Source organism: Caldimonas mangrovi, assembly GCF_023721835.1.
In the GTDB taxonomy this organism is placed as follows: Bacteria; Pseudomonadota; Gammaproteobacteria; order Burkholderiales; family Burkholderiaceae_C; genus Caldimonas; species Caldimonas mangrovi.
In genome coordinates this window covers 123,502-147,765 of sequence record NZ_JAMKFE010000015.1, presented here as the reverse complement: position 1 = coordinate 147,765, position 24,264 = coordinate 123,502, and the positions used below count along the sequence as shown (strand labels likewise).

Below are 24,264 nucleotides of genomic sequence, written 5' to 3'. Positions count from 1 at the left end.
TGGGCAGGTCCGTCGTACCTGTGATGGTCGGTGTCGAATCGTTGGTCAACGCGGGGGCGTCGACCGTCAAGATTGGCGCGGTGGTGTCCAGCGAGCCGGCATCGTTCGCGGTCGCTGTGTTGCCCGCGGCATCCGCAGCAGATGCGACCACGGTGAAGCTGCCTTCTGCCAGAGCGATCGGCACGGTGACCGAGTAGGCACCACCGGTGACAGTGGCGGTGAGCGTCTGGGTGGCACCGGCGGAGTCGGTGACCGTGATCGTGACCGTCGAGTTGTTCGGCAGGTCGGCTGTCCCGCTGATCGTCGGCGTGGCGTCGCCCGTCAATGTCGGCGCGTCGATCGTCAGCGCAGGAGCGGTCGTATCGATGCTGCCAGCGTCATTGGCGTTCGCAGTGTTGCCAGCGGCATCGCTGGCCGTTGCGGTCACCGTGTAGCCGCCGTCTACCAACGCGACCGGCACCTGGACCGAGTAGGCGCCACCTGACACCGTCGCATTCAACGTCTGTACCGCACCCGACGCATCAGTGACGGCCAGCGCAACGACCGATCCGTCAGGCAGGGCGGTCGTGCCGGAGAGGGTCGGCCGGTTGTCGTTCGTCAGCGCGGGAGTGTCAATCGTGAGAGCGGGAGCTGTCGTGTCGATCGTTCCAGCCGCTGCTGCGGTGCTGGTATTGCCCGCGGCGTCTTGCGCAGTGACCCGGACGGTGTATCCGCCGTCGGCAAGTGGCGTGGGCACATCGACGGAATAAGCTCCGCCGACCACCGTCGTGGTGAATGTATGAACAGCCCCGGCCGCATCCGTGACTTCCAGCGTCACGGTTGAGCCGTCGGGCAGGTCGGTGGTGCCGCCGAGTCTGGGGGTGGCATCGTTGGTCAGCGCCGGTGCAGCCACACTGACGGCAGGAGGCGTGGTATCGACGGCGTCGGCCTCGTCGGCCGCGTCCCCCGCGGTCCCATTGCCGGTTTCGACGACCGCGGGCTCAACGCCGGCGGCGGGCGCGGTTGCTTCGATTTCCGTGCCGTCGACCGATTCATTCACCCGGTCGACCCGCAGTCCCGGCGCCAGGCCGCTGCCGGCACCGTCTGCGGTCAAGCCCGCGGCAGGCGCATCTTCCTCAGACCCACCCTGGTCCACTGCAGTGATGGCGCGCTCGATTTCGTCGACGGTCACCCGCTCGGGCTTGCCCGCCTCCAGCCCGGCCACTGTCAACGGCTCATTGGTACGCGGCACGTAGACGGCGCCGCTCTCGTCAGCGATCTCGACCCGGCCCTCACCGGTCACGACGATCACGTCGCCTTCGCGCACGACGTCGCCGATTTTCAGCTCGCGCATCTGCCCGTTCGGCAGCTTGAGGAACGCCTTGCCGGTAATGGCACTGACCTTGCCGAGCACGGTGGAAGTTGTGGTGGCCATGTCGTTTTTCCTTCTAGGCAGGGCGCGTAGCGCACTTTGAAACAGTTAGCTACAGAATAGGGAAACAATGCTTCCACGGGGGCGGCTCGACCGTCCGAAAACGTGATCCTCAGCACGTTTGCACCCCGAATCTGGCGGAAATGCGCGCGCGCCGATGCTTCAACGGCCCACGCGCGCCGGCGTTGATTGCCGGGTGGCAGATTTGGGCTCGAATTCGGGGGTTTTCGTGATCTGCTTGGTAAAGCGGGGCCCGCAAAGTGCGCGCCCGGCCACCGTGCGCTGGGGGTCAGCGCTCGCTGAGGGCGACGGACTTGGCCCGAAGAATGGGCTTGAGCAGGTAGGCCAGCACCGTCTTGTTGCCAGTGAGGATGTCGACCTCGGCCGTCATGCCGGGAATGATGGGAAGCTTTTCGCTGAAATTCGGCCGGTCGGTGCGCACGCGCACGACGTAGAACGCGTTGCCGCGCTCGTCGACCACGGTGTCCGGGCTGATGTTGACGACTTCCGCCTGCAGCCCGCCATAGATGGAGAAATCGTAGGCGGTGAACTTGACGGTCGCCCGCTGGCCAGGGCGGATGAAAGCGATGTTCTTGGGCAGCACGCGAGCCTCGAGCAGGAGCGCATCGTCCAGCGGCACGATCTCGACGATGTCCTTGCCGGGCTGCACGACGCCGCCGACCGTATTCGCCAGCAGGCGCTGCACGGTGCCGCGCACCGGCGAGCGTACCGAGGTTTTGTCGACCTTGTCGGCCAGTGCCACCGCTCCTTCGTTCAGCGCATTGAGCTTGGCGACGACGTCCGACAGTTCCTTGCGGGCCTCGTTGCGGAAAGAAATCTCGGTTTCCTGTATCTTGCGCTGCGCCTCGCCGATCGACGCCTGCACCCGGGCAATCTGCGCCGTGCCCTGGTCGACATCGCCGCGGAAGCGCGCCACCTCGCGCTCCAGACGCAGGATGTCCACCTCCGACACCGCCCCCGAAGCCAGCAGCGGCCGGGTCTTGTTCAGTTCCTGCTGCGCGAGCTCGAGCCCGCGCGCCGCAGAGCTCCGCTTGGCCTGCATTTCGCGCAGCTCTTCCTGGCGCTGCTGCAGCTGCTGGCGGTTGATCAGCAGCAAGGTGTTGAGCTCGGACTGGCGCGACTGGTACAGTTGCCGCTCCTCGTCGACGGTGCGCTGTTCGGCAGTGTTGCCGTCGCTGGGCTTGGGCGGCGCGAACGCCGTGTCCTCGGCAATCGCGCGCAACCGTGCCGCGCGGGCCTGCAGCGCGAACACCTGCGCTTGGCTCTCGTTCACGCCCGACACGGCGCGTGTTTCGTCGATGCGCAGCAGCAACTGGCCGGGCTCGACGACCTGGCCTTCGCGCACCAGGATTTCGGCGACCACACCGCCGTCGAGCGACTGCACCACCTGCAGCTGACGCGACGAGATCACCTTGCCTTCACCGCGCGTCATCTCGTCCACGTGGGCCAGCGCCGCCCAGACCAGCAGCACCAGCAGCACCAGCAGCGCGGTGCGCACGATGCGCTGCGCGTGCGCAGTGCGGCGCCGGTTCATCACTTCGTCCGCCTCGAATTCGAAGCCTCGATAGGCCGCGCGCTGCTCCTCGGCCGTGGCGTCGACCGGCCCGAGCACGCGATCGACGGCAGGCTGCAGCAGCCGACGCAGGCCTTCGAGCAAGCCGAACAGCACTTTTCCGATCACCATCAGCAGCTTCATGCCGCCCTCGCGATCTTGCCGGCCGACAAGGCCTCCAGGATGCGATCACGCGGCCCATCGGCCACCACGCGGCCGCCGTCGACGACGATGACCCGGTTGGCCAGCGACAGCAGCGAGGTCCGGTGCGTGACGAGCACGATGGTCTTGCCTTCGGCGTACTGCGCGATCTTCTGGTTGATGTGCGCCTCAGTCGAGAAATCCATCGCGCTGGTCGGCTCGTCGAGCAGCAGGATGGGCGCGTTGTGCAGCACGGCCCGGGCGATGCCGACACTCTGGCGTTGCCCTCCCGACAGCGATTCGCCGCGCTCGCCGACCATCATGTCAAAGCCGCGCGGGTGGCGATTGATGAACTCGGTCAGCCCGGCCACCTCGGCGGCCGCGACGATGGCCGTGTCGTCGGCAAAGGGCAGGCCGAAGGTGACGTTGTCGCGCAGCGTGCCGTAAAACAGCATCACGTCCTGCGATACGCAGCCGACATTGGCGCGCACGTCCGCCGGGTCGAGCTGGCGCAGGTCGATGCCGTCGATCAGTACCGAACCTTCGGTGGGCGCGTACAGCCCCAGGATCAGCTTCTCGATCGTCGTCTTGCCCGAGCCGACGCGGCCGATCAGCGCCACCCGGTCACCCGGGTTGATCTTGAAGCTGACGCTGTCCAGTGCGGCATCCTGCCGGTTGGGGTAGGCGAACTTGACGTTGCGGAACTCGATCTCGCCGCGGAATTCCTTGCGCTGTACGTAGCTCTTGCCCAGCGGCCGTTCGACCGGTTGATCCATGATCTTGTTCAGCGAGTCGAGCGCCGTGCGGGCGCCCTGGTACTGCATCAGCAGCCCGATGATCTGCCCGGCGGGCGCCAGTGCACGGCCCGACAGCATCGTGCAGGCGATCAACCCGCCCATGGTCAGCTCGCGCGCGCCGATCAGGTACACGCCGACGATCACGACGATCACCGACACCAGTTGCTGCGCCCAGGCCGTGCCGTACATCGCCTTGGCCGACAGCCCGCGCATGCGCACGTTGAGCCCGGCGAGAAAGGTGTTGGCGCGCTCCCAGCGGCTCTGGATCACGCCTTCGGCGCCCTGTGACTTGATGGTCTCCAGCGCGGTGAGGCTTTCCACCAGCGTCGCGTTGCGCATCGCGCTGGCGCGGTAGGTCACCTCGGCCAGCGAATGCAGACGGTGCTGCAGGAAGTAGCCGATCACCAGCACCAGCACGAAAACCGCGAGCACCGGAACCGCCAGCCAGGGTGAAATCCAGGCGATCGCGACGATGAACAGCACGGCGAAGGGCAGATCGATCAGCGTCGTCACGGTCGAAGAGGCGATGAAGTCGCGCACCTGCTCGAAGCCGCGCAGGTTGGACGCGAACGAGCCGACCGACTCCGGCCGCGACTCCATGCGCATGCCGAGCACCCGTTCCATCAGCTGCGCAGAAATCTGCACGTCGATGCGCGCGCTCGCCTCGTCGACGAAACGACCGCGCAGCAACCGCATCACGAGGTCGGCGGTCAGCACCAGTGCGACGCCGATGCCCAACGCCCACAGCGTCTCGACCGCGTTGTTCGGCACCACCCGGTCGTAGACGTTCATCGAGAACATCGGAAAGGCCAGCGCGAAGGCATTGACCAGCAACGCCGCCCACAGGATGTCTCGGTAGACGAAGCGCTGCTCCGAGAATGCGCCCCAGAACCAGTGTCGGCTGCGCGGCTTGCGCACGTCGGGTGTGCGCGCGTCGAAGCGGAAATGCGGCCGCACGAACAGGGCGAGCCCGACGTAGCGCTGCGCCAGTTCTTCGCGCGGCAGGCTGACCGACCCCTGGCCCGAGGCCGGCATCAGCAACCGTGCGGCGCCGGTCTGCGCATCCCAGCCGAGCAGGACGCAGGCTTCGTCGCCGTGCAGGATCAGGATGGCCGGCAGCAGGGCGGGGTCGATCTTGTCGAGCGGCTGCCGTTGCAGCTTGCTCGCCATGTCGGCGCGCGCGGCAGCACGTTCGACCAGTGCGAGCGTCAGGCGCCCCTGCACCAGCGGCAACCCGGCCGACAGCGACGCGCGCGAGGCGCCGACCCCATGCAGGCGGCAGACCTCCACGAGGCAGTCGAGCAGCGGATCAGGATGGACCAGATCTTCGCGCTGCCGTGCGGCAGCGCCGGTCGGCAGTGGCTTGTTGGCGGACGGAATCTGAGCGGTCATCGGCTATGGGGGAGCAAGCCCTTCGGTTCCCGGTCGGGTCGCAGGTTCTCGGACTGGAGAGCCGAAACCGGAACTCCTACGCGATATCGGCCGTATGAACGCCGAATTGACCCCGGGCTCGGTCGGAAAAATAGTGTTTCAGCGTTTCCCTCACCGTACGGAAGGCGAGTTCCTCCCAGGGAATCTCCTGCTCGGCGAACAGCTGCGCCTCGATGGTCTCCGGGCCGGGGTTGAAATGATCGTTGAGCAGCCGCGCGCGATAGAACAGGTGCACCTGGCCGACCCGCACCACGTTCAGCAGCGTGAACAGGCCCTGCAGTTCTATGGTGGCCCCCGCTTCTTCCTCGGTTTCGCGCAAGGCGCCTTGCTCGGTGGTTTCGCCAAGTTCCATGAAGCCGGCCGGCAAGGTCCAGAAGCCGTAGCGTGGCTCGATGTTGCGGCGGCACAGCAGCACCCGGTCGTCCCAGATCGGTACCGTGCCGACCACGTTCAGCGGGTTTTCGTAGTGGATGGTCCCGCACGCCCCGCACACGGCGCGCTCGCGGTTGTCGTCCGCGGGGATCAGGTACGTGACAGGTGAGCCGCAGGCTCGGCAATGCTTGATCTGGCGGGCATGAAGCATGGCGGGCAGTGTAGCCTGCGACCGGCCGCTCGCAGGCCCTGTCAAGCCGCTTGGAAGCCGCGCCGCAGTAGCATGGAGGGCTCAACGATCAGGAGTAACCCTTGAGCGACGTCCTTCAAGCGGCCCCGATTCCCCGCGTCCCGGTGGTCGGCGGCAGCGATACCTTCCCGGTCCACCGGATTTATTGCGTCGGGCGCAACTATGTCGAGCATGCGATCGAGATGGGCCATTCCGGCCGCGAGGCGCCGTTCTTTTTCATGAAACCGGCCGATGCGGTGCTCCCGGTGGCGCAAGGAGAGACCGGCCGCATGCGCTATCCCGGTCTGACCAAGAACCTGCATCACGAGCTGGAGCTGGTCGTGGCCATCGGCAAGGGCGGGCGTGACATCCCGGCGGCCCAGGCGCTTGAACATGTGTGGGGTTACGCCGTCGGCCTGGACATGACCCGGCGCGACCTGCAAAACGAGATGAAGAAGCAGGGCCGCCCCTGGTGCGTCGGCAAGGGCTTCGAAGAGTCCGCTCCGATCGGCCCGATCACGCCCGCAGCGCAGGTGCCGGGGGTGCATGACGCCGCCATCGCGCTGACGGTCAACGGCGAGACCCGGCAGAACAGTCGCACCAGCAAGCTGATCTGGAGCATCGCCGAGGTGATCGAGCACCTGTCGATGGCCTGGACGCTGGCGCCCGGCGACCTGATCTTCTCGGGCACTCCCGCAGGCGTGGGCGCCGTGTTGCCCGAAGACACGCTGGAAGGCCGCATCGACGGGCTCGTGCCGCTGCGCGTCAGCGTCGTCGCTTGACGGTCCGACGCCGTTCCAGGGCGGGCGAGAACACCTCGAGCAGCAGCAGCGTCGCTCCCCCTTTTCTGAAGCGGGAGCGTCGCGCCCACCATGTGCCGGCGGGCAACGGCTCGCCCGTTGCTTCCAGCCAGCGGCGCGCCACCTGCCGGCGCCATGCGCCGGCCGGACACAGACGCTGGTACTCCAGCGCCGAGCGTGCAATGGCGCGGTCCTGGAACAGCAATTGCGCCAGAGGGCGGGTGCCCAGCCCTCGCAATGCGCGCCATGGGCCTCGCACATGGCGGGCATCGACCAGGCTGCGCGCATAGACGATCGGCTCGCCGTCGCAGCGCAGCACCACCTCGCGCGCGTGCACCCGGCCGCCGGGCTTGTTCAGCGCAGCGGCTTCGCCGGCGCGCAAAGCGCTCGGCCCCTGGCGCAACCGCTGCACGGTGAAGCTCTCGCACACCGCCTGCAGCCGCGCGCTCAGCGAGCCGCCGGCGGTGAGCCAGCGGCGCACGCGACACCAGGGCAGGGGGCGGGAAGACCAGGACGACATCGACACCGGGTGGAAGGGCAAGCGGGCGCCATCATAGCGATGGGGTCGCCGCAGCATCGACATCGAAGCTGGCTACACTGCCGCGCATGAGGTTGCACAACTACTTCCGTTCCTCCGCTTCCTTCCGCGTGCGCATCGCCCTCGAACTCAAGGGCCTCGGGTACGACTATGCGCCGGTCCACCTGGTCAAGGGCGAGCAGCTCAAGGAGCCTTTCGCGTCGATCTCGCCGGAACGCCTGGTGCCGGTGCTGCAGGACGGCGATCACACGCTGACCCAGTCGCTCGCGATCATCGAATACCTCGAGGAAACCCACCCCGAACCGCCGTTGCTGCCGGCCGATGCCGCCGGGCGGGCGCGCGTTCGGGCGCTGGCGCTCGACATCGCCTGCGAGATCCATCCGTTGAACAACCTGCGCGTGCTGAAATACCTGGTGAAGGAACTCGGGGCGAGCGACGAGGCCAAGACCGCCTGGTATCGGCACTGGGTCGAGAGCGGCCTCGAAGCCGTGGAGCGGCAACTCGCGGCAGCCCCGGCCGCCGGCCCCTTCTGCCACGGCGACCGGCCCACGCTGGCCGACTGCGTGCTGGTGCCGCAGATCTTCAACGCCCGGCGCTTCGAATGCCGGCTCGACCACGTCCCGACCGTCATGAAGGTCTTCGACCACTGCATGCAGCACCCGGCATTCATGGCGGCCCAGCCGTCGCGTTGCCCCGACGCCGAGGGTTGAGGCGCCGATGAGCGGACACGACGTGACGGCCGCAGCCTGGATGCGGCCCGAGTGGCCGGTGCCGCCCAGTGTCGGCGCGCTGATGACCACCCGGGCCGGCGGCATCAGCGCGGCCCCCTACGACAGCCTCAATCTGGGGGACCATGTCGGCGATGCCCCGGACGCCGTGGCAGGCAACCGCGCGCGCCTGGTCGCAGTGCTGCGGGCCGAGCCGGTGTTCCTGCGCCAGGTGCACGGCACCAAGGTGGTGCACCTGCGACCGGAGCACACCCGGAGCGGGATGCCCGTCGAAGCCGACGCGGCGCTGGCCACCGAGCCGGGCCTGGCCTGCACGGTGATGGTGGCCGACTGCCTACCGGTGCTGTTCGCTTCACCCGATGGCCGCGCGGTGGCCGCCGCGCATGCCGGCTGGCGCGGGCTCGCCGCAGGTGTGCTCGACCACACCGTGGCGGCGCTGTGCGTGGCGGGGGGCTGCGAGCCGGCCGACCTGCTGGCCTGGCTCGGCCCTTGCATCGGTGCCGACAGCTTCGAGGTGGGGGATGACGTAAGACAGGTTTTCCGCCAGGCGCAGGCCGGAGCGGCCCTGCGGTTCCGGTCCGGTGCGCGGGCCGGCAAGTGGTGGGCTGACCTGCCAGGTCTGGCCCGCGACCGGCTTGCCGCCGCCGGGGTGGTCAAGGTCGGTGGGGGCCACTGGTGTACCGTCGAAGACCGCTCACGGTTCTTTTCGTTCCGGCGCGACGGCGTCACCGGCCGCATGGCTGCCGCCGTCTGGATCGCCGATGGCCGCCGGAGGTGAGGGCGCTGCTGCCGACCCCAGCGCCGCTTGCCGTTGCGCCTGCTGCGCCCTGCGCCGGGCCGGAGTGCCCAGCAGGTACACCACCAGGGCGACCGGTCCCAACCCATAGAGCATGAAGGTGAAGACCGCGCCGAGCACGGTGCCCTGGCTGCTGAACGCTTCGGCCACAGCCATCATCAAAGCGACATAGAGCCAGGTGATTGCAACGAGATACAGCACGTTCGTTCCGGTTCGGCGGGCAGGTGTGCCCGATTGACAGCTATCAAACAGACAGGAGGATTATGGAAGCGACACTGAGCGCCCGAGGGCGCCGGGTGTACAAACACGTGGTGGATGCACGGTGCGTGCAGAACCTTGCCCTGTTTGCACCTACCCGATAGAGGAGACGATGAAGCAAAGCGCGACCCCCCGTGCCGCAGCGCAGCGGCGACCGGACGCCGATCCGGCACAGGCGTTTGGCGAGCATGTCGGTGCAGCCGTCGATGCGTTTGCGCGCCTGAACCTGCCGATCCAGGAACTCTCGCAACTGCAGTCCGAATACCTGAAGGAAGCGTCCCGCATCTGGAACACGGCCGTCTCGCAGCCGGGGCAGCCGGTGGCCGTAGCCGACCGCCGTTTCACGGCGTCCGATTGGGCCGACAACCCGGCGGCCTCGTATACCGCGGCGATGTACCTGCTCAATGCCCGCACGATGCTGAAGATGGCCGACAGCGTGCAGGGCGACGAGAAGACGCGCCAGCGTATCCGCTTCGCGGTGCAGCAATGGCTCGACGCATCGGCGCCAAGCAACTTCCTGGCGTGCAACCCCGAGGTGCTGCGCAAGGCGCTTGAAACCAAGGGCGAAAGCATCGCGCAAGGGGTGCTCCATCTGCTGAACGATCTGCAGCAAGGCCACATGTCGCAGACCGACGAGAGCGTGTTCGAGGTCGGCCGCAACATGGCCACCACCGAGGGCAGCGTGATCTTCGAGAATCAGCTGTTCCAGCTGATCGAATACAGGCCGCTCACCAGACAGGTCTACGAGCGGCCGCTGCTTGTCGTGCCGCCTTGCATCAACAAGTTCTACATCCTTGACCTGCAACCCGAGAACTCCTTCATCCGTCATGCGGTGGAGCAGGGCCAGCGAGTGTTCCTCGTCAGCTGGCGCAATGCTGACGAGAGCATGGCGCAGATCGGCTGGGACGAGTACATCGACGACGGCGTGATCCGCGCGATCCGCGTCGTGCAGGAAGTGGCGAAGGCCAAGCAGATCAGCACGCTGGGTTTTTGCATCGGTGGCACGCTGTTGGGCACTGCACTGGCGGTGCTGGCGGCGCGCGGCGAGCAGCCTGCGGCCAGCCTGACGCTGCTCACGTCCTTTCTCGACTTCGCCAACACCGGGGTCATCGACCTGTTCATCGACGAAGCGGCCGTGCAGATGCGCGAGATGGCCATCGGGCCGAACAGCCCGATGAAGGGTGGGTTGCTGCGTGGCAGCGAGCTGGCGACCACCTTCTCCTTCCTGCGCCCGAACGACCTGGTGTGGAACTACGTCGTCGGCAACTACCTGAAAGGCGAGACACCACCGCCGTTCGACCTGCTGTACTGGAACTCCGACAGCACCAACCTGCCGGGGCCGATGTTCTGCTGGTACCTGCGCAACACCTACCTGGAAAACAATCTGAAGGAACCCGGCAAGACCGTCGTCTGCGGCGAGCCGGTCGACTTCGGCCGCATCGAGGCACCGGCCTTCATCTACGGTTCGCGCGACGACCACATCGTGCCGTGGGACGCCGCCTATGCCTCCACACGACTGCTCAAGGGCAAAAAGCGATTCGTGCTCGGCGCTTCCGGCCACATTGCCGGTGTCATCAACCCGCCGGCCAAGAAAAAGCGCAGCTACTGGACCCACGCCAAGCTGCCTGCGCGCGCACAGGAATGGCTGGCCGGGGCGGTCGAGCACCCAGGCAGCTGGTGGCCCGAGTGGACCGAATGGATCAAGAACCATTCGGGCAAGCAGATTGCGGCGCCGCGCGCGCCAGGCAACCGCATCCACCAGGCCATCGAGCCGGCCCCGGGCCGGTACGTCAAGCAGAAAGCCTGAACCCGCATCCTGAAACCCACCCCAGATCCGACCCATACAAAGGAGCTAGAGCCATGACCGAAATCGTGATCGTTTCCGCCGCCCGAACCGCCGTGGGCAAGTTCGGAGGATCGCTGGCCAAGACGCCGGCGGCCGAGCTGGGCGCCACCGTCATCAACGAAGTGCTCCAACGCGCCAGGCTGCAGGGCGACCAGGTCAGCGACGTGATCCTGGGCCAGGTGCTGCAGGCCGGTTGCGGCCAGAACCCCGCACGTCAAGCTGTCATCAAAGCCGGGTTGCCGAACAGCGTGCCTGCCATGACCATCAACAAGGTGTGCGGCTCGGGCCTGAAGGCCGTGATGCTGGCAGCCCAGGCCATCCGTGACGGCGACGCCGACATCGTCATCGCCGGCGGCCAGGAGAACATGAGCCTGTCACCGCACGTGCTGCTCGGCTCGCGCGATGGCCAGCGCATGGGCGACTGGAAGATGATCGACTCGATGATCACGGACGGCCTGTGGGACGTCTACAACCAGTACCACATGGGCATCACTGCCGAGAACGTGGCCAAGCAGTACGGCATCACGCGCGAACAGCAGGACGAACTGGCGCTGGCCTCGCAGCAGAAGGCGGCTGCCGCCCAGGACGCCGGCCGCTTCAAGGACGAGATCGTGTCGGTGAAGATTCCGCAGAGAAAGGGTGACCCGGTGGTGTTCGACACCGACGAATTTGTCAACCGCAAGACCAACGCCGACGCGCTGGCCGGCCTGCGGCCCGCATTCGACAAGGCCGGCAGCGTGACCGCGGGCAACGCGTCCGGTATCAACGACGGCGCCGCTGCCGTGGTCGTGATGACCGCCCAGCGGGCCGACCAACTGGGCTTGAAGCCGCTGGCGCGCATCGCCTCATATGCCAGCGCCGGCCTCGATCCGGCCTACATGGGCATGGGGCCGGTGCCGGCCGCGCGCAAGGCGCTCGAGCGTGCCGGCTGGAAGCCCGCCGACCTCGATCTGCTGGAGATCAACGAGGCCTTCGCCGCGCAGGCCTGCGCGGTGCACAAGGAAATGGGCTGGGACACGAGCAAGGTCAACGTCAATGGCGGCGCCATCGCCATCGGCCACCCGATCGGTGCGTCCGGCTGCCGCATCCTGGTCACGCTGCTGCACGAGATGCAAAAGCGCAATGCCAGGAAGGGCATTGCGTCGCTGTGCATCGGCGGTGGCATGGGCGTCGCCCTGACCGTGGAGCGCTGAGACTTCTCGACATCAACCCGGAGACGGGGCAGGGGGAACACGGGGTTGACCCGCAGAGCCTTTGAGGCAACCCTCGTCTCCGGCACAACGAATCTGAACAGGAGCAGACAAATGACCCAGAAGGTTGCATACGTCACCGGCGGCATGGGTGGCATCGGCACGGCGATCTGCCAGCGCTTGGCCAAGGACGGCTTCAAGGTGATCGCCGGCTGCGGCCCGAGCCGCGACTTCCAGAAGTGGATCGATCAGCAGAAGGAACTCGGTTTCACCTTCTATGCGTCGGTCGGCAATGTTGCGGACTGGGACTCGACCGTCGCGGCTTTCTCGAAGGCGCGTGCCGAGCACGGCCCCATCGAGGTGCTGGTGAACAACGCGGGCATCACGCGCGACCGCATGTTCCTGAAGATGTCGCCCGAGGACTGGCACGCCGTGATCGACACCAACCTGAACAGCATGTTCAACGTCACCAAGCAGGTGGTGCCGGACATGGTCGAGAAGGGCTGGGGCCGCATCATCCAGATTTCGTCGGTCAACGGCGAAAAGGGCCAGGCCGGCCAGACCAACTATTCGGCCGCCAAAGCCGGCATGCACGGCTTCACGATGGCGCTGGCGCAGGAGGTGGCGTCCAAGGGCGTGACGGTGAACACCGTGAGCCCGGGCTACATCGGCACCGACATGGTCCGCTCGATCAAGCCCGAAGTGCTGGAGAAGATCGTCGCGACGATCCCGGTCAAGCGCCTCGGCACGCCCGACGAGATCGCTTCCATCGTGGCCTGGGTCGCGTCGGACGAATCCGGCTTCGCGACCGGCGCCGATTTTTCGGTCAACGGCGGGCTGCACATGGGCTGAATCCGCGCAACTGCCTTGCGACGAAGCCGCTCTCGGGCGGCTTCGTCCGTTCAAAGCATCTGCTGCAAAGCCGGCCAGACGTTGTCGAGCATCCTGGCCTGGGCCTGCTCATTGGGGTGGATGCGGTCCGGCTGGAACAGTTGCGCCGCTTGCGGCACGTCGGCCACGCCCTTCAGCAGAAAAGGGACGAGTTGCGCCTTGTGCGCCTTGGCGACACGCGGGTAGAGGGCGTTGAAATCCTCGGCGTAGGCGCGGCCGTAGTTGGGGGGCATCTGCATGCCCACCAGCAAAACGTTTGCTCCTGCGGCCTGCGCATCGGTCACCATGCGCACCAGGTTGTCCTCGGTCATCTTCAGCGGCAGGCCGCGCAGCGCGTCGTTGCCGCCGAGTTCGATCACCACATGGGTCGGCTGATGGCGCTTCAGCAGCGCCGGCAGTCGCGAGCGCCCACCGGAGGTGGTATCGCCGCTGATGCTGGCGTTGACCACGGCGGCCGTCATCTTCTCCCGGGCCAGCTTCTGCTCCAGCAGCGCCACCCAGCCGCTGCCGCGCTTGAGCCCGTACTCTGCCGACAGGCTGTCGCCGACGACGAGGATGCGTGCCGTACGGGGGGGGGCAGCGGCGAGAGAGCCCACGCACGCCAGTGCAGCGGCAAGCAGGATAAAGTCGCGACGTTGTCGAAAGGACGCCATGAGCCAACCGATCATTGCAGTCGAACGCGTCACCAAGCAGGTGCGCGATTCCACAGGGACGCTGACGATTCTCCACGATATCGATTTCACCCTGCAGCCGAAGGAATCGGTGGCCATCGTCGGCGCCTCGGGTTCCGGCAAGTCGACCTTGCTGAGCATCATCGCCGGCCTCGACACGCCGACCGGCGGCACTGTCAGGCTGGCCGGGCAGGATCTGTTCTCGATCGATGAAGATGCCCGTGCTGCGCTGCGCGCCGAGAAGGTCGGCTTCGTGTTCCAGAGCTTCCAGCTGATGGGCAACCTGACGGCGCTGGAAAACGTGATGCTGCCGCTGGAGCTGCAGGGCCGCAATGACGCACGCCGGGCCGCGACCGAGATGCTGCAGCGCGTGGGCCTCGGCGAGCGCCTGAATCACTATCCCAAGGTGCTGTCCGGCGGCGAGCAGCAACGTGTGGCACTGGCGCGAGCCTTCGTCGTGCAGCCGGCCGTGCTGCTGGCCGACGAGCCGACCGGCAGCCTCGACTTCGCCACCGGCGAGAAGGTGATGGAGCTGATGTTCGACCTGAACCGCGAACGGGGCACCACGCTGGTACTGGTCACGCACGACCGCGCCATTGCCGAGCGTTGCGACCGGCAGATCCGCATCGAGGCGGGTCAGGTGGCGCCGGCTACCATCGCGGCATGACCGCAGTCCCCAAGATCCTGTTCGGCTTCCATGCCGTCACGGTGCGCCTGAAGACGGCGCCGCAATCCATCCACAAAATCTACGTCGATGCGTCGCGCCGCGACCAGCGCATGCGCCAGTTCTCGGCACGTGCGCAGGAGGCGGGCGTGCGCCTGATCGACAGCGACGACGAGCGGCTGCACAAGCTGTGCGGGACGCACCGTCACCAGGGTGTGGTGGCGAAGGTGGAGCCGGTGCCGCAGGCGCGCTCGCTCGACGACCTGCTCGATGGGCTCGGCGAGCCGCCGCTGCTGCTGGTGCTCGACGGCGTGACCGACCCGCACAATCTGGGAGCCTGCCTGCGCGTGGCCGACGGCGCGGGTGCGCACGCAGTGGTGGCACCGAAGGATCATGCGGTGGGCATCAACGCGACCGTCGCGAAGGTCGCCAGCGGTGCCGCCGAGACGATGCCGTATTTCATGGTGACCAACCTGGCGCGCAGCCTGAATGAGCTGAAGGAGCGCGACATCCGGGTCATCGGCACGTCGGACGATGCGCCGAAGACGCTCTACCAGGCCGACCTGAAGGGCCCGGTCGCGCTGGTGCTGGGTGCCGAGGGCGCGGGCCTGCGGCAACTGACGCGCAAGACCTGCGACGAACTGGTCAGCCTGCCGATGCGCGGCGCCGTCGAAAGCCTCAACGTCTCGGTGGCCAGCGGGATCTGTCTTTACGAGGCGCTGCGCCAGCGCAGCTGACGACAGTGGACGTGCTGCTCGGCACCGTGCGCGAGTGGATCGCCGGCGCCGGGCGCCTGTGCGTGCTGACAGGCGCCGGCATGTCCGCCGAGAGCGGCGTACCGACCTTCCGCGACGCGTTGACCGGCTTGTGGGCGCGGTACGACCCGCAGCAGCTGGCCACCGAAGAGGGGTTTCGCGCGAACCCGCAGCTGGTGTGGGACTGGTACGCCTTGCGCCGCACCGGCGTGAGCCGCGCGCAGCCGAACCTCGGCCATGTCGCGATCGCGCAGTGGGAGGCCGCACATCCGGGCGGCCTGACGCTGGTCACGCAGAACGTCGACGACCTGCACCAGCGAGCCGGCAGTTGCGAGGTGATCTGCCTGCACGGCGCCATCTTCGAAGACCGCTGGCTCGACGACTGCCGCCGCCGCGCCCGCGGCGAGCCGAGCTGCGACACGCAATGGGCCCGGCCCGGCAGCCCGCCGCGTTGCGGCGAGTGCGGCAACCCGGTGCGCCCGGGCGTCGTATGGTTCGGCGAGGCATTGCCGCAGCACGCGCTCGCCGCAGCGCAGCGGGCGGCAGCCGAATGCGACGTGATGCTGGTCGTCGGCACCTCGGGCGCCGTGCATCCGGCCGCCGGGCTGCCGGTCCTGGCGCGGCGGGCGGGCGCCCGGGTGGCGATCGTCAATCCCGGTCCGAGCGAGATCGACGATGCCGCCGACGTGCTGCTGCGCGGCACCGCCGCCGAACTCCTGCCCAAGCTGCTGGGCTGATCGCTACACTGGACGCCTTGCACCGACACGCCTCGCCAAGGTCCCTCCATGCCCGTCATCGAAGTCAAGCACCCGCTCGTCAAGCACAAGGTCGGCCTGATGCGCGAAGCCGAGATCTCCACCAAGAAGTTTCGCGAACTGACCGCCGAGGTGGCACGGCTGCTGGCCTACGAGGCGACTGCCGACTTCCCGCTCGAGAAGACGACGATCGAGTGCTGGAGCGGCCCGGCCGAAGTGGACCGGATCAAGGGCAAGAAGGTCACCGTGGTGCCCATCCTGCGTGCCGGCCTCGGCATGCTGGACGGCGTGCTCGACATGATCCCGAACGCGAAGATCAGCGTCGTCGGGCTGTCGCGCAACCATGACACGCTGCAGCCGGAGCACTACTTCGAGAACTTCGTCGGCGAGCTCGGCGCGCGCACCGCGTTGATCATCGACCCGATGCTCGCGACCGCCGGCTCGATGATTGCCACCATCGACCTGCTCAAGCGCAAGGGCTGCAAGGACATCCGTGCACTGGTGCTCGTGGCGGCGCCGGAGGGCGTCAAGGCGCTCGATGGTGCGCACCCGGAGGTGCGCTGCTGGACCGCGGCGATCGACAGCCATCTCAACGAACACGGCTACATCATCCCGGGGCTGGGCGATGCCGGCGACAAGATCTTCGGGACCAAGCACGAATAGCGCAAAGAGGCAGCCGATGAAACGTTGGGTCGTCAGTTGTGGCGCGGCCACAGCCTTGGTGCTCGGTGGCTGCACCCAGGAACAGCAGAACCAGTTCCGCCGCGGCGTGCAGAACTGGACCGGCACCAACGGCGTGCTCGAAATCTATGCCGGCGACAAGCTGGTCAAACGCTTCCTGAAGATCGACAAGATGAGCACCGCGATGGGCACGGGCGACGGCGTACCGCGTTCCTACCGCTTCGGCTATGGCGTGCTCGACGAGAACCTCAATGGGCTGGTCGACGACACCGAGCGCCGGGTCTATTTCGAGATCAGCGACTACGCGTCGAGCTACATCTTCTACGAAAGCCCTCGCTGAGCGGGCGCGCCCCTTCAGCATGCGATACACAGCTTTACAGACCGGGGCCTGAACGCTTGCCGCGTCAACCGGTCTATGGACGGTGTCGACGCGAAGGAGCGATCCGAATGAAAAGACTACGTTTCTGGATGACCGGGGGCCTGGCCGTCGTGATGGCGGCCGTCAGCGGCGACCTGGTGCGTGAGCCGTCCACCAGCGGGTCCACCGCACGCTACAGCCAGTACGACGCCGACGAGACCCTGCGCAAGCTCGAGACCGCAGCCCGCGGTCACGGCTACACGATTTTCGCGCGACTGGCCGCAACATCGGCCGCAGCGGAAGCCGGCCGCTCAATGGCACTGGTGCTGGGCGTCCCGGAAGGCGGTACGCCGGTGATGGTCGACGAGGCCGCCGCGTCGATCGAGGTGCCTTTGGCCCTGACCATCGTCGCGCGGCCCGACGGGCGCACGGAGGTGAGGGTGCCGGGCGAGCCCGGCCTGCCGATCTCGGGCCTCGTTCCGCTCAGCCGCCTGGTTGACTCCGCGCTGTCCTGAAGCGAGCCGTCGGGGCGCGGCCTCAGACCCACCCCAACATGCCGGCCGCGGCACCGGCCGCCACCATCCACATCGGGCTCCACTTCGTGCGCAGCATCAGCAGCACTGTCAGCCCGATGGCCGCCAAGCCGCCGGCACTGCCGCGCGTGGGCTCCGCCAGGATCCATCCGGTCGCCAGCAGCAGGCCCACCGTGACGGGCGCCATGCCGGCACTGAAGGCGCGGACGCCCAGGGAATCCTGCCGGCGTTGACGCCAGCGGGTCACCCACAAGGCGAGTACCGTCGATGGCACCATGATGCCGATCATCGTCGCCGCCGCACCGGGCAGGCCGGCAACGTTCCAGCCCACCACGGCGACGAACAGGATGTTGGGCCCGGGGGCGGCCTGGGCCAGCGCAATCGACGACGTGAACTGCGTGTCGGTGATCCAGCCGTGTTCGAGCACGACGTAGCGGTGCATGTCGGGCGCGGTCGTGATGGCACCGCCGACCGCCAGCAGTGACAGCAGCATGAAGTGACCGAGCAGCGCGAGCAGGTCCACGGGGGCGAGCGGGTTCATCGCTTGAGCCTCCACCAGGCCAGCGCGATGCCCGGCGGCCCGAGCCCCGCCAGCACCCACAATAGCGGCCAGCGCAGGCCGGCGATCATGGCGAGTGTCGCAAGCGCCAGCAGCGCGGCCGGAACTTGTCCCAGCGGCGAGCGCTTCAGGGACGCAACGAGCTTCAGCGCCGTGGCGATGACCAGCCCGGCCGCGACCGCCCCCATGCCGCGCAGCGCTCCGGCCGCGAGAGGATGCGCCAGGACCTCGGTGTACAGCGCCGCAAGTCCCAGCACGATCAGCAGCGGGAACAGCAACATGCCGGCGACAGCGACGGCAGCACCCTTCCAGCCGAAAAAACGGTCACCGACCATCAGCGACACATTGATGATGTTCGGCCCGGGCAGCACCTGTCCAAGCGATAGCATGTCGACGAAATCCTGCTTGCCGAGCCAGCGCCGGCGTTCGACGAGTTCGCGCTGCGCGATCGGCAGCACGCCCCCGAATCCCTGCAGCGCCAGCCGCGTGAAAGCGAAGAACAGCTCTGTCAGGGATTCGGGCCGCGGCAACGGGGAATCATCGGATGAATTCGGCATGTGCCCAGTGTACCGATGCGGCGGGCGACCTTGCCAGGGTCAGTGCGGCATGCGCTCAGCCCGTTTGCGTGGGCCCGGCGAGCTTGCGGGTCACCCAGTGGCTCGCCGCCATGGCCAGCAGCAGCCACCCGAACCCGACCCAGCTCAACGGCGCGTAGCCGCCATGCAGCATGAGCCAGCCGCCACCCGCTGCACCGACGGCCTGGCCCAGGTAGATCGCGGAGGTGTTGAGCGCCATCAGTGCCGGGGCCAGCAGCGGGGCGGCAAGGCCGAGCCGGGCCTGCTGGGCCGAATTGGTGGCGAAGCAGCCGAGGCCCCAGGGCACCAGCACGGCCGCCAGCATCCATGGCGTCGTGGCCAGCGGGAACAGCAGCAGGCTGGCCGCGATGAGCACCAGCAACACCGCGACCGCGCGCGAGGCACCGTAACGGTCGATAGAGCGCGACAGCAGCACGTTGCCCGTCAGGCCCCAGGCGCCGAACCACGCGAAGACCAGACTGATCTGCGCCGGGCTGGCATGCAGCACCTGGCGCAGGTAGGGCGCGAAGTACGCGAACACGGTGAACTGTCCGGCGCCCTGCAGCGCCGTCACGCCGACCATGGCCATCAGCACGCGGTCACCGAACACGCCGCGCCAGGCACGTAGGCTCATGCCCGGCGGGCGCACGCCGTCGGGCAGTGAACGGTGTACCGCGACGGCCGCACCCAACGACATCGCCGCGACGCCTGCCATGGCCCAGCGCCAGCCCCAGGTCTCACCGACCCAGGCCGACATCGGCATGCCGGCCACCGAGGCGACCGACCAACCGAGAAACACGAAGGTGATGCTGCGACCGCGCTGCTGCGGTGTCGCCATGTGGCCGATGGCCGCCGCAGCCTGGGGGGTGAACACGGCGGCGGCCAGCACGGTCAGCGCACGCACCGGCCACAGCGTGGCGTAGTCGGGCAGCAGCGCGCACGCGGCGTGGCCCGCCGCGTACCACAGCATCGTCAGCGTCAGCAGCCGGCGGCGGTCCCAGCTGGCGAGCAGGCCGCCGAGCAGCGGTGCACCGAAGCAGATGACCGCGGCGCCGATCGCCACCAACTGCCCGGCCAGCGCGACGGATACCTGCAGCGAGTGCGCCAGATCGTTCAGCGTGCCGCTGACCACCATCACGCCGCTGCCGATCACGAAGTTGCCGAACAGCAGCGCGCGGCAGGTCGACGGCAGGGCGGGAGCCCAGTCGGTAGTGGTGCTCATGGGCACTCAGGCGCGCGACGGGGGTGGCACCGTCCTACACGGCTTCATAGTGCTCGACGGTGGGAAAGGGATCGTAGAAGTGATGCAGCAGAGCTTTCCACCGCTGGTAGCCGGGCGAGCCGCGGAAGCCCAGCGTGTGGTCTTCCAGCGTGTTCCACCGGACCAGCAGCACGTAGCGATTGCGCCGCTCCAGGCAACGTTGGAGCTGATGGCCGAGACAGCCGGGTGTCCCGTCGATGATGGGCGCGGCTTCGCGGAATGCCGACTCGAAAGCCTCTTCCTGGCCTGGCCGCACGTCGAGCGTGGCAACTTCGAGAATCATCCCCGGATCACTTTCAGTGCATCGGGGTTGACGAGACCGGTCGGCGCGCCGTTGATGAAGTTGATGACGTTGTCGAACGCGGCGTCGAAATAGAGCTCGTAGCTGTCCTGCTCGACGTAGCCGATGTGTGGCGTGCACACGGCGTTTTCCAGCCGCAACAGCGGATGGCCCTGCAGGATGGGTTCGCTTTCGAAGACGTCGACCGCCGCCATGCCAGGGCGGCCGCGGTTCAGCGCGCTGACGAGCGCGTTCTCCTCGACCAGTTCGGCCCGCGAGGTGTTGACGAACAGTGCATTGGGCTTCATGCGCAGCAGGTCGTCGAACTTGATGACACCCCGGGTCGAGTCGACCAGCCGCAGGTGCACGCTCACCACGTCGCTCGCTTCGAACAGCGCCTCGCGCGTGAACGCCGCGCCGTAGCCGTCGGCCTCGGCTTTGGCGCGCGAAGCCTCGCTGCCCCAGACCAGCACGTTCATCCCGAAAGCCTTGGCGTAGCCGGCGACGATCTGGCCGATCTTGCCGTAACCCCACAGGCCGAGCGTCTTGCCGCGCAACACCATGCCGACGCCGAAGTTCGGCGGCATCGAGGCGGCTTTCAGCCCCGACTGCTGCCAGGCACCGTGCTTCAGGTTGCCGATGTACTGCGGCAGGCGTCGCATTGCCGCCATGATCAACGCCCAGGTCAGCTCAGCCGGCGCCACCGGCGAGCCCACGCCCTCGGACACCGCGATGCCCATCCGGGTGCAGGTCTCGACGTCGATGTGCGAGCCGACGCGGCCGGTCTGCGAAATCAGCTTGAGCTTGGGCAGTTTCTCCAGCAACTGGCGTGGGAACTGCGTGCGTTCGCGGATCAGCACGAGCACGTCGGCGTCGCGCAGCCGCACCGAGAGTTGACCGATGCCCTTGACGGTGTTGGTGAAGACCTTGGCGTTGTAGGGCTCGAGTTTCGCCGCGCACTTGAGCTTGCGCACGGCGTCCTGATAGTCGTCCAGGATGATGATGTTCATGAAGGCTGCCGGCTGTGGACGGCCGCCAGGGAAGCCGCCGCCAAACCGACATTCTGCATGTTTCTCACCGACGCGGCGCTGGGGCCGGCGTGTCACGCGCAACAAGGCGCTTTCGAGTCGGGGACGTTCAGAGCGGCACGAAGCCCGAGCGCAGCGAACGCGTCGGGAAGTGCTGGTCGAGCCGTTCCAGCCGGTGTGCCGCCTCTTTCTGCGAGTGGGCCATCGACACCGCGTCGAAGACCTGCGAACGCAGGTACCACAGCTCGTGAAGGCCGCGTGCGCGACGGATGCCGTGCACCGCACGTTCGGCCGCTGCACTCGGGATGTCGGCCAGCGCCGCCTCGAAGTCGTGACGGGCCAGCCGCACGCGTTCCGGCACGTGAGACGGTGTGCCCGGCAACAGATGCAGACGCTGCAGCGCGGTGCGCCACCACGGCACGTGCGATGGCCGTTCGCCCGCTGCCGGGCGCTGCCATGCGGCCTGAGCCGGTGCCGCTTCGGCCGCCAACGTCGGCTCGTCGTCGTAGCCGCCCTCGTGGAGCGGGAGCGAGCCTGGCGCGTGAGTGAGCAGGGAGATCATGGCAAACAGAAGGGCCGGTGAGAACCTGATGGCAGTTGTTTGTCATTGTCGGCGGCCGGGCCCTGGCCGAAACCCGGGAAAACGGGCTTTCCGGGCCGCTTCTCGAAGCACTGGCGGCGCCGCGCGACGGCGGTTACGCTGGTGGACGAGGAGCTTTCAGATGATGAAGTGGATACGTCGTGCGCTAGCCGCACTGGTGCTGTTGGCCGTCGCCATGGTGGCTGCGGTCTGGTTCTATACGCGTCAGGCGTCGCCCCAGACCGAGGGGCGCCTGGCAGTCCAGGGGCTCAAGGCCGCGGTCACGATCACGCGCGACGAGCACGGCATCCCGACGATCGAGGGCGAGTCGCTTGCAGACGTCATGTGGGGCCTGGGTTTCGTGCATGCCCAAGACCGGCTCTGGCAACTGGAGATGCACAAGCGCATCGGCTCCGGACGGCTCGCCGAGGCCTTCGGCAGCAGCGCGCTGGACACCGACCAGTTCCTGCGCGCGCTCGGCGTGCGCCGCACTGCCATGCGCCAATGGGAGAGCGTCGGTGGCGATACGCGCACCACCGTGGAAGCCTACGCGGCCGGTATCAACGCCTTCGTGCGCGAGCACATGAAGGCACGCCCGCCGGAGTTCGTCGTGCTGGGGCTGGAGCCCGGCACCTGGGAGCCGGCCGACACCGTCGCATGGACGACGATGATGGCGTGGGACCTGGGCGGAAACTGGAACAACGAGCTGCTGCGCATGGGCCTCTCGCTCAAGCTGCCGGTCGAGCGCATCAACGAATTGCTGCCGCCGTACCCCGGCACGCAACCGCTGCCCACGATCGACTACGCTGCGCTGTTTCGCGGCTTGCGGCTCGACGCGTCGCTCGGGCAGCCGGCCCTCGCCGCCGCACCGGAGTCCGGGCTCGACGGCATCGGCTCCAACAACTGGGTCGTGGCCGGCTCACACACCGAAAGCGGCAAGCCGCTGCTCGCCAACGACCCGCATCTGCGCCTGAGCGTGCCCGCGCTGTGGTACTTCGCGCGGCTGCAGGCGCCGGGCTTCAAGGTCGCGGGTGCGACCATGCCGGGGTTGCCCGCCGTGATCCTGGGGCAGAACGAGCACCTCGCGTGGGGCTTCACGAATACCGCGCCGGACGTGCAGGACCTCTACCTCGAACAGATCCATGCGGACGACCCCACGCTGTACCGCACGCCGGACGGTTGGGCCAAGTTCGAGTCCGAGGAAGAGATCATTCGCGTCAAGGGCAAGGCCGATGTCCGCGTGATCGTGCGCGCGACACGGCACGGTCCGGTCATCTCCGACGCGCCTGGCGCCGCCGAGCGGCTGACCGGCCCGCGCGCGCAGCCGACCCATGCGCTGGCGATGCGCTGGACCGCGCTGGAAACCCCCAACACGACCCTGGAAGCCGCACTCGGCCTGAACCGCGCACGCACCGTGGACGAATTCGTGCAGGCTGCATCGCAGCACCTTGCGCCGATGCAGAACATGGTGGTGGCCGACGCGCAGGGCCGCATCGGCATGGTGTCGGCCGGCCGGGTACCGGTGCGCAAGCCCGAGCACGACCTGAAGGGCCTGGTGCCGGCGCCGGGCTGGGACGCGAAATACGACTGGGCCGGCTACCTCGACGCCATGCTGACCCCGCGTGAATTCGACCCGCCGCGCGGCTGGATCGCCACCGCCAACCAGCGCATCCACCCGCCCGAGTACCCGCACTTCATCACCAGTGAATGGACGCTGCCGTACCGCCAGCAGCGCATCGAACAGCTGCTGCCGGCGCACCCCAAGCACAACGTCGAGACGATGGCTTCCATCCAGGCGGATGTCGTCTCGCTGGCGGCGCGCCGCCTGCTGCCGCTGCTGCGGCGCGCGCAGTCGGACCACCCCCTGGCGCCCGCCGCGCTGCAGCAGCTGGCGGCCTTCGATGGCCAGATGACAACGGACCGGGTCGCGCCGACCATCCTTTGGGCCTGGCTGCGGCACGTGCCGCAGGTGCTGTTCGCCGACGAGTTGGGCGCCGACCTGTGGCCGCAGGTGGCGAACCGCAACTTTCAGGACGCCATCGAAGGCGTGCTCGAGAACGACAACGGTTGGTGGTGCGACGACAAGACCAGTGTGCCGGTCGAAACCTGCCAGCAGGCGATCGACATGGCGATGACGCGGGCGTTGACGGAATTGCAGGGGGCCTATGGGCCGGAGGTTTCATCGTGGAACTGGGGGCGTGTGCACCTGGCACGCTCCGAGCATCGGCCCTTCAGCCGTGTCGGCCCGCTGGCGCGGCTGTTCGAGCTGCGCACCCCGACACCGGGCGACACGTACACCGTCAACGCCACCCGCGTGGCATTGAAGGCCGACCCGCTGTCTGGCGAGCGATACCTCAACGAGCATGGGCCCAGCCTGCGGGCGGTGTACGACCTTGCGGATCCGAGCCGCTCGCGCTTCATGCATTCGACCGGCCAATCCGGGCTGCCGTTCTCTGGCCTGTACCGCAGCTTCGTACAGCCGTGGGCCGAGGTGCGCTATGTGCCGGTATGGGCCCGCGGCGACCGCGTGCTGACGCTGCTGCCCGAGTGAGCCGACCGCGCC

At 67.7% G+C, this 24,264-nt stretch carries 26 protein-coding genes; 13 read left to right on the top strand and 13 right to left on the bottom strand.

Features of this window, described 5'->3' with window-relative positions:
• From M8A51_RS21100 to M8A51_RS21085, 4 genes are all read right to left on the bottom strand, one after another.
• On the bottom strand, nucleotides 1-1,414 hold a 1,414-nt coding region (locus tag M8A51_RS21100; protein ID WP_251780509.1), incomplete at its 3' end, for an Ig-like domain-containing protein.
• Between the two features lie 286 nt (nucleotides 1,415-1,700).
• Nucleotides 1,701-3,128 carry an HlyD family type I secretion periplasmic adaptor subunit gene (locus M8A51_RS21095; RefSeq protein ID WP_251780508.1) on the bottom strand — a complete coding sequence of 476 codons (1,428 nt, stop codon included), beginning with the start codon at nucleotides 3,126-3,128 and terminating at the stop codon, nucleotides 1,701-1,703.
• Complete coding sequence (locus tag M8A51_RS21090; protein ID WP_251780507.1) at nucleotides 3,125-5,314, bottom strand: type I secretion system permease/ATPase; 2,190 nt, start codon at nucleotides 5,312-5,314, stop codon at nucleotides 3,125-3,127. The genes M8A51_RS21095 and M8A51_RS21090 overlap by 4 nt, the downstream gene beginning before the upstream one ends.
• A gap of 76 nt (nucleotides 5,315-5,390) precedes the next feature.
• Nucleotides 5,391-5,936, bottom strand: a complete 546-nt coding sequence (locus M8A51_RS21085; protein ID WP_251780506.1) for an NUDIX hydrolase — start codon at nucleotides 5,934-5,936, stop codon at nucleotides 5,391-5,393.
• A 101-nt stretch (nucleotides 5,937-6,037) separates the two neighbouring features.
• Between M8A51_RS21085 and M8A51_RS21080 the strand changes: the two genes are divergently transcribed.
• Nucleotides 6,038-6,736, top strand: a complete 699-nt coding sequence (locus tag M8A51_RS21080; RefSeq protein ID WP_251780505.1) for a fumarylacetoacetate hydrolase family protein — start codon at nucleotides 6,038-6,040, stop codon at nucleotides 6,734-6,736.
• On the opposite strand, the gene M8A51_RS21075 is transcribed toward M8A51_RS21080, so the two are convergent.
• On the bottom strand, nucleotides 6,720-7,295 hold the full coding sequence (locus M8A51_RS21075) for a chorismate--pyruvate lyase family protein (protein ID WP_251780504.1): 576 nt from the start codon (nucleotides 7,293-7,295) through the stop codon (nucleotides 6,720-6,722). The genes M8A51_RS21080 and M8A51_RS21075 overlap by 17 nt on opposite strands.
• Before the next feature lie 65 nt (nucleotides 7,296-7,360).
• Between M8A51_RS21075 and maiA the strand changes: the two genes are divergently transcribed.
• Both maiA and pgeF read left to right on the top strand, forming a co-directional pair.
• Nucleotides 7,361-8,002: a maleylacetoacetate isomerase gene (gene maiA / locus M8A51_RS21070; RefSeq protein ID WP_251780503.1), complete on the top strand. Its 642-nt coding sequence runs from the start codon at nucleotides 7,361-7,363 to the stop codon at nucleotides 8,000-8,002.
• A 7-nt stretch (nucleotides 8,003-8,009) separates the two neighbouring features.
• A complete protein-coding gene (gene pgeF, locus M8A51_RS21065) occupies nucleotides 8,010-8,798 on the top strand; it encodes a peptidoglycan editing factor PgeF (protein ID WP_251780502.1) in 789 nt (262 codons plus the stop codon).
• On the opposite strand, the gene M8A51_RS21060 is transcribed toward pgeF, so the two are convergent.
• Nucleotides 8,715-9,014, bottom strand: coding sequence for a hypothetical protein (locus M8A51_RS21060; protein ID WP_251780515.1), 300 nt, complete (start codon nucleotides 9,012-9,014; stop codon nucleotides 8,715-8,717). The genes pgeF and M8A51_RS21060 overlap by 84 nt on opposite strands.
• Nucleotides 9,015-9,186: 172 nt before the next feature.
• Between M8A51_RS21060 and phaC the strand changes: the two genes are divergently transcribed.
• The 3 genes from phaC (at nucleotide 9,187) to phbB (ending at nucleotide 12,962) form a co-directional block, all read left to right on the top strand.
• Complete coding sequence (phaC, locus tag M8A51_RS21055; RefSeq protein ID WP_251780501.1) at nucleotides 9,187-10,881, top strand: class I poly(R)-hydroxyalkanoic acid synthase; 1,695 nt, start codon at nucleotides 9,187-9,189, stop codon at nucleotides 10,879-10,881.
• Between the two features lie 53 nt (nucleotides 10,882-10,934).
• Nucleotides 10,935-12,113 (top strand): acetyl-CoA C-acetyltransferase, encoded by a 1,179-nt coding sequence (locus M8A51_RS21050; RefSeq protein ID WP_251780500.1) that lies wholly within the window; start codon nucleotides 10,935-10,937, stop codon nucleotides 12,111-12,113.
• A 111-nt stretch (nucleotides 12,114-12,224) separates the two neighbouring features.
• Nucleotides 12,225-12,962 (top strand): acetoacetyl-CoA reductase, encoded by a 738-nt coding sequence (phbB, locus tag M8A51_RS21045; protein ID WP_251780499.1) that lies wholly within the window; start codon nucleotides 12,225-12,227, stop codon nucleotides 12,960-12,962.
• A 50-nt stretch (nucleotides 12,963-13,012) separates the two neighbouring features.
• On the opposite strand, the gene M8A51_RS21040 is transcribed toward phbB, so the two are convergent.
• Nucleotides 13,013-13,654 carry an arylesterase gene (locus M8A51_RS21040; protein WP_251780498.1) on the bottom strand — a complete coding sequence of 214 codons (642 nt, stop codon included), beginning with the start codon at nucleotides 13,652-13,654 and terminating at the stop codon, nucleotides 13,013-13,015.
• Between M8A51_RS21040 and M8A51_RS21035 the strand changes: the two genes are divergently transcribed.
• The 6 genes from M8A51_RS21035 (at nucleotide 13,653) to M8A51_RS21010 (ending at nucleotide 17,400) form a co-directional block, all read left to right on the top strand.
• Complete coding sequence (locus M8A51_RS21035) at nucleotides 13,653-14,339, top strand: ABC transporter ATP-binding protein (protein ID WP_251780497.1); 687 nt, start codon at nucleotides 13,653-13,655, stop codon at nucleotides 14,337-14,339. The two genes, M8A51_RS21040 and M8A51_RS21035, sit on opposite strands and share 2 nt — an antisense overlap.
• Entirely contained in the window at nucleotides 14,336-15,073 is a 738-nt protein-coding gene (rlmB, locus tag M8A51_RS21030; protein WP_251780496.1) for a 23S rRNA (guanosine(2251)-2'-O)-methyltransferase RlmB, read from the top strand. The genes M8A51_RS21035 and rlmB overlap by 4 nt, the downstream gene beginning before the upstream one ends.
• Nucleotides 15,070-15,828 (top strand): SIR2 family NAD-dependent protein deacylase, encoded by a 759-nt coding sequence (locus M8A51_RS21025; protein ID WP_407062256.1) that lies wholly within the window; start codon nucleotides 15,070-15,072, stop codon nucleotides 15,826-15,828. Before rlmB ends, M8A51_RS21025 begins: the two co-directional genes overlap by 4 nt.
• Nucleotides 15,829-15,876: 48 nt before the next feature.
• Entirely contained in the window at nucleotides 15,877-16,509 is a 633-nt protein-coding gene (upp, locus tag M8A51_RS21020; protein WP_251780495.1) for a uracil phosphoribosyltransferase, read from the top strand.
• A 16-nt stretch (nucleotides 16,510-16,525) separates the two neighbouring features.
• The gene (locus tag M8A51_RS21015; RefSeq protein WP_251780494.1) at nucleotides 16,526-16,867 is read left to right on the top strand and encodes a hypothetical protein; all 342 of its coding nucleotides are present in this window, start codon (nucleotides 16,526-16,528) and stop codon (nucleotides 16,865-16,867) included.
• Nucleotides 16,868-16,974: 107 nt separating this feature from the next.
• Nucleotides 16,975-17,400: a hypothetical protein gene (locus M8A51_RS21010; protein WP_251780493.1), complete on the top strand. Its 426-nt coding sequence runs from the start codon at nucleotides 16,975-16,977 to the stop codon at nucleotides 17,398-17,400.
• A gap of 22 nt (nucleotides 17,401-17,422) precedes the next feature.
• Here M8A51_RS21010 and M8A51_RS21005 read toward each other — a convergent pair whose 3' ends face one another.
• The 6 genes from M8A51_RS21005 to M8A51_RS20980 form a co-directional block, all read right to left on the bottom strand.
• Entirely contained in the window at nucleotides 17,423-17,959 is a 537-nt protein-coding gene (locus tag M8A51_RS21005; RefSeq protein ID WP_251780492.1) for a chromate transporter, read from the bottom strand.
• Nucleotides 17,956-18,534, bottom strand: coding sequence for a chromate transporter (locus tag M8A51_RS21000; RefSeq protein WP_251780491.1), 579 nt, complete (start codon nucleotides 18,532-18,534; stop codon nucleotides 17,956-17,958). Before M8A51_RS21000 ends, M8A51_RS21005 begins: the two co-directional genes overlap by 4 nt.
• Before the next feature lie 55 nt (nucleotides 18,535-18,589).
• Nucleotides 18,590-19,774, bottom strand: a complete 1,185-nt coding sequence (locus M8A51_RS20995) for an MFS transporter (protein WP_251780490.1) — start codon at nucleotides 19,772-19,774, stop codon at nucleotides 18,590-18,592.
• Nucleotides 19,775-19,808: 34 nt separating this feature from the next.
• Nucleotides 19,809-20,096, bottom strand: coding sequence for an antibiotic biosynthesis monooxygenase family protein (locus M8A51_RS20990; protein ID WP_251780489.1), 288 nt, complete (start codon nucleotides 20,094-20,096; stop codon nucleotides 19,809-19,811).
• Nucleotides 20,093-21,103: a D-2-hydroxyacid dehydrogenase family protein gene (locus tag M8A51_RS20985; RefSeq protein WP_251780488.1), complete on the bottom strand. Its 1,011-nt coding sequence runs from the start codon at nucleotides 21,101-21,103 to the stop codon at nucleotides 20,093-20,095. Before M8A51_RS20985 ends, M8A51_RS20990 begins: the two co-directional genes overlap by 4 nt.
• A 127-nt stretch (nucleotides 21,104-21,230) precedes the next feature.
• Nucleotides 21,231-21,683, bottom strand: coding sequence for a hypothetical protein (locus tag M8A51_RS20980; protein WP_251780487.1), 453 nt, complete (start codon nucleotides 21,681-21,683; stop codon nucleotides 21,231-21,233).
• A 160-nt stretch (nucleotides 21,684-21,843) separates the two neighbouring features.
• Here M8A51_RS20980 and M8A51_RS20975 point away from each other — a divergent pair, with 160 nt between their 5' ends.
• Nucleotides 21,844-24,252 carry a penicillin acylase family protein gene (locus M8A51_RS20975; RefSeq protein WP_251780486.1) on the top strand — a complete coding sequence of 803 codons (2,409 nt, stop codon included), beginning with the start codon at nucleotides 21,844-21,846 and terminating at the stop codon, nucleotides 24,250-24,252.
• Nucleotides 24,253-24,264 lie beyond the last annotated feature (12 nt).